This window comes from Streptomyces sp. NPDC060035 (assembly GCF_042736635.1).
Taxonomy (GTDB): Bacteria; Actinomycetota; Actinomycetes; order Streptomycetales; family Streptomycetaceae; genus Streptomyces.
This window is the reverse complement of sequence record NZ_JBHWVO010000008.1, coordinates 309,354-318,928: the sequence shown is the minus strand read 5'-3', so window position 1 is coordinate 318,928 and position 9,575 is coordinate 309,354. Positions and strand designations below refer to the sequence as shown.

At 71.7% G+C, this 9,575-nt stretch carries 8 protein-coding genes; 7 read left to right on the top strand and 1 reads right to left on the bottom strand.

Annotated features, from left to right (window positions below; translation table 11 throughout):
* From sucB to ACFWBQ_RS16155, 5 genes are all read left to right on the top strand, one after another.
* On the top strand, window positions 1–1,061 hold a 1,061-nt coding region (sucB, locus tag ACFWBQ_RS16175), incomplete at its 5' end, for a 2-oxoglutarate dehydrogenase, E2 component, dihydrolipoamide succinyltransferase (protein WP_385488542.1).
* Between the two features lie 148 nt (window positions 1,062–1,209).
* Window positions 1,210–1,833 carry a GntR family transcriptional regulator gene (locus ACFWBQ_RS16170; RefSeq protein ID WP_385488539.1) on the top strand — a complete coding sequence of 208 codons (624 nt, stop codon included), beginning with the start codon at window positions 1,210–1,212 and terminating at the stop codon, window positions 1,831–1,833.
* Between the two features lie 344 nt (window positions 1,834–2,177).
* Window positions 2,178–4,847 carry a pyruvate dehydrogenase (acetyl-transferring), homodimeric type gene (aceE, locus tag ACFWBQ_RS16165; RefSeq protein WP_385488535.1) on the top strand — a complete coding sequence of 890 codons (2,670 nt, stop codon included), beginning with the start codon at window positions 2,178–2,180 and terminating at the stop codon, window positions 4,845–4,847.
* A 77-nt stretch (window positions 4,848–4,924) separates the two neighbouring features.
* Window positions 4,925–5,893 carry a helix-turn-helix transcriptional regulator gene (locus tag ACFWBQ_RS16160; protein ID WP_385488531.1) on the top strand — a complete coding sequence of 323 codons (969 nt, stop codon included), beginning with the start codon at window positions 4,925–4,927 and terminating at the stop codon, window positions 5,891–5,893.
* Between the two features lie 61 nt (window positions 5,894–5,954).
* Window positions 5,955–6,476, top strand: coding sequence for a DUF4240 domain-containing protein (locus tag ACFWBQ_RS16155; RefSeq protein ID WP_385488580.1), 522 nt, complete (start codon window positions 5,955–5,957; stop codon window positions 6,474–6,476).
* 15 nt (window positions 6,477–6,491) lie between these two features.
* Here the strand turns inward: ACFWBQ_RS16155 and ACFWBQ_RS16150 are convergent, their stop codons facing one another.
* Window positions 6,492–7,019 carry a GNAT family N-acetyltransferase gene (locus ACFWBQ_RS16150; protein WP_385488527.1) on the bottom strand — a complete coding sequence of 176 codons (528 nt, stop codon included), beginning with the start codon at window positions 7,017–7,019 and terminating at the stop codon, window positions 6,492–6,494.
* A gap of 62 nt (window positions 7,020–7,081) precedes the next feature.
* Here ACFWBQ_RS16150 and ACFWBQ_RS16145 point away from each other — a divergent pair, with 62 nt between their 5' ends.
* Together ACFWBQ_RS16145 and ACFWBQ_RS16140 are read left to right on the top strand one after the other, a co-directional pair.
* Window positions 7,082–7,981: a TIGR01777 family oxidoreductase gene (locus ACFWBQ_RS16145; protein ID WP_385488523.1), complete on the top strand. Its 900-nt coding sequence runs from the start codon at window positions 7,082–7,084 to the stop codon at window positions 7,979–7,981.
* Between the two features lie 278 nt (window positions 7,982–8,259).
* Window positions 8,260–9,573, top strand: coding sequence for an NAD(P)/FAD-dependent oxidoreductase (locus tag ACFWBQ_RS16140; RefSeq protein WP_385488519.1), 1,314 nt, complete (start codon window positions 8,260–8,262; stop codon window positions 9,571–9,573).
* Window positions 9,574–9,575 lie beyond the last annotated feature (2 nt).

Genomic DNA, 9,575 nt, shown 5'->3' with positions numbered 1-9,575 from the left:
CAGCGCCGGCAGCGCCGGCGCCGGTGGCGCCCGCCGCCCCGGTTGCGGCTCCGGCCGCCCCGGCGCCCGTGGCCGCCGCTCCGGCACCCGTCACCCCGGCACCGGCCGCTCCGGCCGCGCCTTCCGGTGACGACGGCGCGTACGTCACGCCGCTGGTCCGCAAGCTCGCCGCCGAGAACGGCGTCGACCTGGGCGCGGTCAAGGGCACCGGCGTCGGTGGCCGTATCCGCAAGCAGGACGTCGTTGCCGCCGCGGAGGCCGCCAAGGCCGCCGCTGCCGCTCCGGCTCCGGCCGCCGCTGCCCCGGCAGCCAAGGCCGCGCCGAAGCTCGAGGCGTCCCCGCTGCGCGGTCAGACGGTCAAGATGACCCGCATGCGCAAGGTCATCGGCGACAACATGATGAAGGCGCTGCACTCGCAGGCCCAGCTGACCTCGGTCCTCGAGGTCGACATCACCAAGCTGATGAAGCTGCGCAACCAGGCGAAGGAGTCCTTCGCCGCCCGTGAGGGCGTCAAGCTGTCCCCGATGCCGTTCTTCGTGAAGGCGGCGGCCCAGGCGCTGAAGGCCCACCCGGTCGTCAACGCCCGGATCAACGAGGACGAGGGCACCATCACGTACTTCGACTCGGAGAACATCGGCATCGCCGTGGACGCCGAGAAGGGTCTGATGACCCCGGTCATCAAGGGTGCGGGCGACCTGAACATCGCCGGTATCGCGAAGAAGACCGCCGAGCTGGCCGGCAAGGCCCGCGGTGGCGGCCTCACCCCGGACGACATGTCCGGTGCCACCTTCACCGTCAGCAACACCGGTTCGCGCGGTGCGCTGTTCGACACCGTCATCGTGCCGCCGAACCAGGCCGCCATCCTGGGCATCGGTGCCACCGTCAAGCGTCCGGCGGTCATCGAGACCGCCGAGGGCACCGTCATCGGTATCCGCGACATGACGTACCTCTCGCTCTCCTACGACCACCGTCTGGTGGACGGCGCGGACGCCGCCCGCTACCTGACCACGGTCAAGGCGATCCTTGAGGCCGGCGAGTTCGAGGTCGAACTCGGCCTCTGAGCCGTGCAGCTGTAACCAGCCTCACCAGCGGCGCCCCCGTCCGGAACACTCCCGGACGGGGGCGCCGCCGTATTGTCTAGACACCACCGGTCGCCCTCGGGCGCCGTGTCGGTGTAGGCAGCACCGGTTTGCCCCGAAGGAGCCCGTCATGACCCCGCCCGTCGTCCACTCGCTGCGCGAGCAGATCCGCGAGCACATCGTGGACGGGATCGTCAGCGGGCGCTGGAAGCCGGGCGAGCGGATCGTGGAGCGCCGTATCGCGACCGAGCTGGAGGTCAGTCAGACGCCCGTGCGCGAGGCGCTGCGCGAGCTGGAGACCCTGCGACTGATCGAGTCGGCACCGAACAAGGGCGTACGGGTACGGAACCTGACCGCGGCCGATCTGGAGGAGAGCTATCCCGTACGGGCCGGGCTCGAGCAGATCGCGGCGGAACTGGCGGCCCCGGCACTCGGCGAGGACTGCTCGGCGCTGACCCCGCACGTGGCGGCCCTGTACGAGGCGGACCGGCTGGCCGACGGTGAGGCGCAGGTGCGGCACACGGTGGCCTTCCACCGGGAGATGGTGCGGGCGGCGGGGAACGCCGTACTGCTGCACACCTGGGAGGGGCTGGGCATCGAGGTGTTCACGGCCCTGTCGATCCGCTGGCTGGGCACGGTGCAGAAGTCGTACGCGGAGGAGCACGAGGCGCTCATCGACGCGTTCCTGCGGCGGGACCCGCAGATCGCGGTACTGGTGAAGGAGCATGTCCTGGGGTGCGCACCCCGAGCATGAGCTTTGGGTTCGCACCCCGAGCATGAGCCTGGGGTGCGCGCCCCGAGTACGAGTCTGGAGTGCGCGCCCCCGGCGTGAGCCCGCGCGACGACGCGTACCCATCTGTGGCACCGGGTGCTCGACTGTGCAGCTCAGAGCCCGTTTCACCCCAAAAATCCCGTCACTCCGTGCCCCGTTTCGAGGCACCCCATGCCACTTTCTTCATATCGAGAAGTTTTGCCTTTCATCCTTTGATCGATCATCGATCGGCGACTTACAGTTCAGTCGCGGGCCCACCGGCCCCATCGCCCTGTCCTGCCAGCCAGGGCCTTCTCCACCCCCCTCCACTCCGGAAGGCGGCGATCATGACCGACCCCGTAGCAAAACTTCCGAGCGAGCTCGACCAGCTCCCGGACCGCGACCCCGAGGAGACTGCCGAATGGGCGGCCTCCCTGGACGCCGTCACCAAGGCCGCGGGCCCGCACCGCGCCGCATACCTGATGCGTCGTTCGCTCCAGCACGCGGAGGGCGCCGGTATCGCGCTGCCCAAGCTGCTGGAGACCGACTACGTCAACACCATCCCCACCTCCGCGGAGCCCGCCTTCGACGGCGACCTGGAGATGGAATCGAAGATCACCGCCTGGAACCGCTGGAACGCGGCCGCGATGGTCACCCGTGGCGCCCGGTACGGCGTCGGCGGCCACATAGCCACTTTTGCCTCGGCAGCCTGGCTGTACGAGACGGGCTTCAACCACTTCTTCCGCGGCAAGGAGGGCGACGGATCGGGCGACCAGCTCTACATCCAGGGCCACGCCTCGCCCGGCATCTACGCCCGCGCCTTCCTCGACGGGCGGATCAGCGAGCAGCAGCTCGACAACTTCCGCCAGGAGTCGGGCGGTGAGGGCCTGCCGTCCTACCCGCACCCGCGGCGGCTGCCCTGGCTGTGGGAGTTCCCCACCGTGTCGATGGGCCTCGGCCCGCTCTCGGCGATCTACCAGGCGCGCTTCAACCGCTATCTGGCCAACCGCAACATCAAGGACACGTCGAACTCGCACGTCTGGGCCTTCCTGGGCGACGGCGAGATGGACGAGCCCGAGTCGACCGCAGCCCTGGCCCTCGCGGCCCGTGAGCAGCTCGACAACCTGACTTTCGTCATCAACTGCAACCTGCAGCGCCTCGACGGCCCGGTCCGCGCCAACTTCCGCGTGGTCCAGGAGCTGGAGGGCGCGTTCCGCGGTGCCGGCTGGAACGTCATCAAGACGCTCTGGGGCAACGCCTGGGACGAGCTGTTCCAGCTGGACACCACGGGCGCGCTGATCCGCCGCCTCCGCGAGGTGCCGGACGCACAGTTCCAGACGTACGCGACCCGCGACGTGGCCTACATCCGCGAGCACTTCTTCGGCGCCGAGCCCGCGCTCGCCGAGCTGGCGAAGCTGCTGAGCGACGCCAAGATCGCCGAGTGTTTCTACAGCTCCCGCGGCGGTCACGAGGCCCGCAAGGTGTACGCGGCCTACCGCGCCGCCGTGGAGCACAAGGGCGCGCCGACCGTGATCCTGGCCCAGACGGTCAAGGGCTACACGCTCGGCAAGGGCTTCGAGTCCAAGAACGCCAACCACCAGATGAAGAAGCTGTCGACCGACGAGTTCAAGAGCATGCGCGAGCTGCTCGGCCTCCCGATCCCGGACAGCGCCTTCGAGGACGGACTGGTCCCCTACGGCCACCCGGGCGCCGACTCCCCCGAGGTCCGCTACCTCCAGGAGCGCCGCGCCGCCCTCGGTGGTCCGGCCCCCGCCCGCCGGGTGCACGCGGTGGCTCTGCCGCAGCCCGAGGAGCGCGCCTTCAAGGCCCTGTACAAGGGGTCCGGCAAGCAGGAGATGGCCACCACCATGGCGTTCGTCCGCCTGGTGAAGGACCTGATGCGGGACAAGGAGACCGGCAGACGCTGGGTGCCGATCGTCCCGGACGAGGCCCGTACCTTCGGCATGGAGTCGCTGTTCCCGTCGGCGGGTATCTACTCGCCGCTCGGCCAGACGTACGACCCGGTCGACCGCGACCAGCTGATGTACTACAAGGAAGCCAAGGACGGCCAGATCCTCAACGAGGGGATCACCGAGGCCGGCGCCATGGCCGACTTCATCGCCGCCGCCACGTCGTACGCGACGCACGGCGAGACGATGATCCCCTTCTACATCTTCTACTCGATGTTCGGCTGGCAGCGGACCGGCGACCAGATGTGGCAGCTCGCCGACCAGCTCGGCAAGGGCTTCATCGTCGGCGCCACGGCGGGCCGCACGACCCTGACGGGCGAGGGTCTGCAGCACGCGGACGGCCACTCGCACCTGATCGCGTCCACGAACCCGGCGTCGCTCAACTACGACCCGGCGTTCGCGTACGAGATCGCGGTGATCGTCAAGGACGGTCTGCGGAGGATGTACGGCCCCGAGGCCGAGAACGTCTTCTACTACCTGACGGTCTACAACGAGCCGAAGCAGCAGCCCGCGATGCCGGAAGGCGTCGAGGAGGGCATCGTCAAGGGCCTGTACCGCTTCAAGGAGGGAACGCCCGCCACGGCGGACGCGCCGCGCCTGCAGCTTCTGGGCTCCGGTACGGCGATCCACTGGGTGCTGAAGGCCCAGGAACTCCTGGCCGCCGACTGGGGTGTCACGGCCGACGTCTGGTCCGCCACCTCGTGGGGCGAGCTGCGCCGCGACGCGCTGGAGGCCGACGAGGCGCTGCTCCGCGGTGAGCAGCAGGTGCCGTACGTGACCCAGGCGCTCTCCGGTGCGCCGGGCCCGGTCCTCGCGGTGAGCGACTGGATGCGCGCGGTACCGGACCAGATCAGCCAGTGGGTGGATCAGGACTGGTCCTCGCTGGGCACGGACGGCTTCGGCCTCTCCGACACCCGCGACGCGGCCCGCCGCCACTTCGGCGTGGACGCGCAGTCGATCGTGGTCGCGGCCCTGGCCCAGCTGGTCCGCCGCGGCGAGGTCCCGGCCTCGACGATCAAGGAAGCCCGGGAGCGGTACGGGCTGTAGGCAGGAGGACGGGGCAGGCGCCGGGCAGGTCTCCGGCACCTGCCCCGCCGTCGTCGCCCGGCGCCCACAATGGCTCCATGCGTGCTGCCCGGCTCATCAAGATGGTCCTGCTCCTGCAGTCCCGGCCCAGCATGACCGCCGCCGAGCTGGCGACGGAGCTGGAGGTCTCGGAGCGCACCGTGACCAGGGACGCCCAGGCCCTGTCCGAGGCGGGCGTGCCCGTGTACGCGGACCGGGGGCGCACAGGAGGGTACCGGCTCGTCGGTGGTTACCGGACCCGGCTCACGGGCCTGGCCCGCCACGAGGCCGAGGCGCTCTTCCTGTCCGGGCTGCCTCTGGCCCTGCGCGAGATGGGGCTCGACGACGCCGCGTCCGCTGCCCGGCTGAAGGTCTCGGCCGCCCTGCTCCCCTCGCTCCGGGACGCCTCGCGGACCGCCGCCCAGCGCTTCCATCTCGATGCGCCCGGCTGGTACCACGAGCCGGTCACCCCCGAGCTGCTGCCCGCCGTCGCGGAGGCGGTCTGGGACGACCGGATGGTCCGGGCCCGCTACCGCCGCAGCCCCACGAGCGAGGTGGAGCGGGAGATGTCCCCGTACGGGCTCGTGCTGAAGGCCGGGGTCTGGTACCTCTGCGCCCGGGTGGCCGACGACTTCCGGGTGTACCGCATCGACCGGTTCACCGCGGTCGCCGTGACGGCGACCCGGTTCGTACGGGACGAGGGCTTCGATCTGCCCCGGTTCTGGGAGGAGCGCGCCGCACAGTTCGCCCGGTCGATCCTGCGTACCGAGGTGACGGTACGGCTGTCCGAGGCGGGGGCGCGCCGGCTGCCGCACACCGTGGACAGGGCCGCTGCGGACGAGGCACTGGCCGCGGCCGATCCGCCGGACGCAGGAGGGTGGCGCACGCTCACCCTGCCGGTCGAGTCCGAGGATGTCGCGTACAGCCAGCTGCTCGTCCTCGGACCGGAGTTGGAGGTCCTGGCACCTGCCACCCTGCGCGAACGTTTTGCCGATACCGTCGAACGTCTGCGCGACCTCTACGACTGAAGGCTTCATTTCGGTGTCTCCGCGTGCGTCGCCCGCCGCCAAGGCCGATGCTGGACCAGTGATGGACGAGACGGAGTTCTGGGAGATCATCGACAGCACCCGCGAGGCCGCCGACGGCGACCCCGAGGACCATGCCGACCTGCTCGTCGAACGGCTGGTGCAGCTCGATCCCGATTCCGTGCTGGATTTCGCCAGGCACTTCGAGGCCCGCTACAACCGCGCGTACGGCTGGGACCTGTGGGGCGCGGCCGCCGTGCTGCTCGGCGGGGCGAGCGACGACGCGTTCGACTTCTTCAGGTGCTGGCTGATCGGGCAGGGCCGGGAGGTCTTCGAGGGAGCGGTGCACGATCCCGACAGCCTCGCCGAGCTGCTCGACGACTTCGACGAGGAACTCGACGGGGACGGCGAGGATCTCGGTTATGCCGCCGACGAGGCGTACGAGCACCTGACCGGTGTGGTGGCGCCGGACCTGGGCCTGCCGCCGCAGGCCGCCGAGCCGGCCGGCGCGCCCATCGACTTCGAGGACGACGCGGCGCTGGAGGAACGGCTCCCCGCGCTCTGGAGCCGCTTCGGCCCGGCCTGACGGGCACGGCACCGCTCAGGACATCAGCGAACGGCCCATCAGGACGTCGTCGGCGTACCGCCCGTTCAGGAAGAACTCGCCGGGCAGCACGCCTTCGACGGCGAAGCCCTCCGCTGCGTAGAGCTCCCGCGCAGGGGTGTTGTGCCCGAGCACCCGCAGGGTGAGCCGCCCCGCTCCCTGCCGCCGTGCCTCCGCGTACGAGGCGCGCAGCAGCGCCCGCGCGATGCCGTGGCCCCGCGCCCACTCGGCCACGGCGAGGCCCTGTATCTGCCGCACGTGCGCGTTGCAGGCGAGCGGGGTCGCCGGAGCGAGCCGGAGGTACCCGGCGATGTGCTCCTCGCCCGCATCGGTGACAGCGACGGCCACCAGGAATTCCTCGGGCCTGTGCCGCTCGTCGAAGAAGGGCCCGTAAGGGGGCTGGGGCCTCGGCTGGACGGCGTGCAGCGTCGACCAGGTGGCCCGGTCGAGCTCACCGAGCGCGCTCCGGTCCGCCTGCACGGCGAGTCGGACGGGCAGGAGGGAAAGGAATCGCGGCTCGGCCATGCGTGCCACTGTGCCACGCCGTGTTCCGCGTGACGCGCGATCCATGGGGCAGGATGGAGGCCATGCAGCGCTCCCGTATCGCCGTCACCGGATCGACCGGCCTCATCGGAGCGGCGCTCGTGCGCTCGCTGCGGGCCGACGGGCACGAGGTGGTGCGCCTGGTACGCCGCCCCGCCGCCACCGGCGACGAGGTGGAGTGGGACCCGAAGCGTCAGTACGTGGACGTGGCGGGCCTCGTCGGCTGCGACGCGGTGGTCCATCTCGCGGGTGCCGGGGTCGGCGACCGCCGGTGGACCCCGGCGTACAAGCAGGAGATCCGGGACAGCCGGGTCCTGGGCACGGCGGCGATCGCCGAGGCCGTCGCCTCCCTCGACGCACCGCCGAAGGTCCTGCTGGCCGGGTCCGCCATCGGCTACTACGGGGACACCGGGGACCGTGCGGTCGACGAGAGCGCGCCGCCGGGCGAGGGCTTCCTGCCGTCGTTGTGCGTGGAGTGGGAGGAGGCCGCGGCTCCTGCCGAGGAGGCGGGCGTGCGGACGGTGCACGCCCGGACCGGGCTGGTCGTCGCCCGGGAGGGCGGGGCCTGGGGCCGTCTCTTTCCGTTGTTCAGGGCCGGACTCGGCGGACGGCTCGGGAACGGGCGGCAGTACTGGAGCTTCATCGCCCTGCACGACCACATCGCGGCGATGCGGCACATCCTGGACACGGAGTCGCTGTCCGGCCCGGTGAATCTGACCGGCCCCTCCCCCGCCACCAACGGACAGGTGACGGCCGCGATGGGACGGGTGTTGCGCCGTCCGACCCTGTTCACGGCCCCGGCGCCCGCGCTGCGTATCGCTCTCGGGGAGTTCGCCGGGGACGTACTGGGCAGCCAGCGGGTGCTACCCGGCCAACTTCTCGACTCGGGCTTCTCGTTCGCCTTCCCCGGAATCGACGCCGCCATCCGCGCAGCGCTGCGCTGAGCCCGCCCGCCCGGCCGCGCGGCCGGGACAGCCACCCCGCGCAGCGGTGCAGCTCAGCGGTCACCGCCCGCCTCCTCGGCGCCTTCGGCGCCCTGTCCGGTGGGCGTCCCGGCACCGCCCCGCCGGGGGCCCGTGCGACCCCGTGCACCGGTGACCCCGGGTGCGCGCGACTGTGCCCGCATCAGCCATCCACCTAGCCTCGACCCGAACTCGGGCATTCCGGGGGCCTGTTGGGGGCAAGAGCCTCCCACCAGTCGCGCCGACTCGGGGAGGGGTACGTGTTTACGGCACACACGGCACACCACGCGGATGTGGTCATCATCGGGGCCGGGATCGCCGGCCTGTCAGCGGCTCACCAACTGACCAGCGCAGGAGTGAACGTCAGCGTTCTGGAGGCCGCCCCGCACGTCGGCGGCCGGATGGTCACCCACGAAGTGGACGGGTTCCGGCTCGACCACATCGGTCCACTGCTCAGCTCCGCGTATCCGGAGCTGAGCACCACCCCGGGTCTCGACGGCCTGGTGCTGCGGGACTTCGCCCCCGGGATGCTCGTCCACAGCGGGGGCCGCCGGTACCGCGCCGGTGACGTACGGAGCGCAAAGGGCGCACTCAGAGCAGTGCGCACCCGATCGAGCGCCCCCCGCGCGCCCCTGGGCGGGACGATCGAACAGGCCAGGCTGGGGGCCTGGCTCGGCCGCCTGGCCGCCACACCGGCAGCCCGGATCCTGGCCCGGCCCGACCGGACCGCGCTCTCGGCCCTGTCGGCGCGCGGTCTCTCCCCGCGCATGGTCAGCGGCTTCCTGCACCCCCTGCTCACCGCGCTGCTCAGCGACCCCACGCTCACCACATCGAGCCGCTGCGCCGAGCTCGCACTGCGCAGCTACGCACGCGGCAGGCTCTGCGTACCGTCGGGCGGTTCCGCAGCACTGCCCCGGCTTCTGGCGGCCGCCCTGCCGCCCGGCACCGTACGCACCGGGGTGCACGTCACGGCCGCCGACATCACGTCCGTACGCACCAAGGAGCACGGCGAACTGGGCTGCCGATCCCTGCTGCTGGCCACCGGGGCGGGCGCCGCCGCGGAACTGCTGCCCGGTCTGCGGATGCCGGCCTTCCACCCCGTGACGGTGCTCCACCACACCGCACCCGCTCCCCCGTCGACGGGAGCACACCTGCTGCTGGACGCGGACCGCTCGGGTCCGGTCGCGCACACCGCCGTGATGAGCGAGGTGGACCCCTCGCGCGCACCGCACGGCCGGACGCTGATCACCTCCACGGTGCTCGGCCCCCCGCCACCGGACCTCGACCGCACGGTCCGCGCCCACCTCGCCGTGTTGTACGGCGCGCCCACGCACGACTGGGAGCTCCTGGCGGCCCATCACGATCCGGAGGCGGTGCCCGCCATGCCGCCCCCGCACGATCTGCGCCGGCCGGTCCGGGTCCTGGCCGGCCTGTACGTGTGCGGCGACCACCGCGACTCGAGCACGGTCCAGGGCGCCCTGCACTCGGGGCACCGCGCGGCCTCGGCGATCCTCGCGGATCTCGGGGTGCGGCAGGAACCCGGGAACGGTGCGGCGCTGCCCGCGGCGGCGTAGGC

Bases quoted from the DNA above. Each gene is read 5' to 3' on its own strand.
- ACFWBQ_RS16150 (WP_385488527.1), bottom strand. From the start codon at position 7,019: ATGGCCGAGCCGCGATTCCTTTCCCTCCTGCCCGTCCGACTCGCCGTG.
- ACFWBQ_RS16170 (WP_385488539.1), top strand. From the start codon at position 1,210: ATGACCCCGCCCGTCGTCCACTCGCTGCGCGAGCAGATCCGCGAGCAC.
- aceE (WP_385488535.1), top strand. From the start codon at position 2,178: ATGACCGACCCCGTAGCAAAACTTCCGAGCGAGCTCGACCAGCTCCCG.
- ACFWBQ_RS16155 (WP_385488580.1), top strand. From the start codon at position 5,955: ATGGACGAGACGGAGTTCTGGGAGATCATCGACAGCACCCGCGAGGCC.
- ACFWBQ_RS16160 (WP_385488531.1), top strand. From the start codon at position 4,925: ATGCGTGCTGCCCGGCTCATCAAGATGGTCCTGCTCCTGCAGTCCCGG.
- ACFWBQ_RS16145 (WP_385488523.1), top strand. From the start codon at position 7,082: ATGCAGCGCTCCCGTATCGCCGTCACCGGATCGACCGGCCTCATCGGA.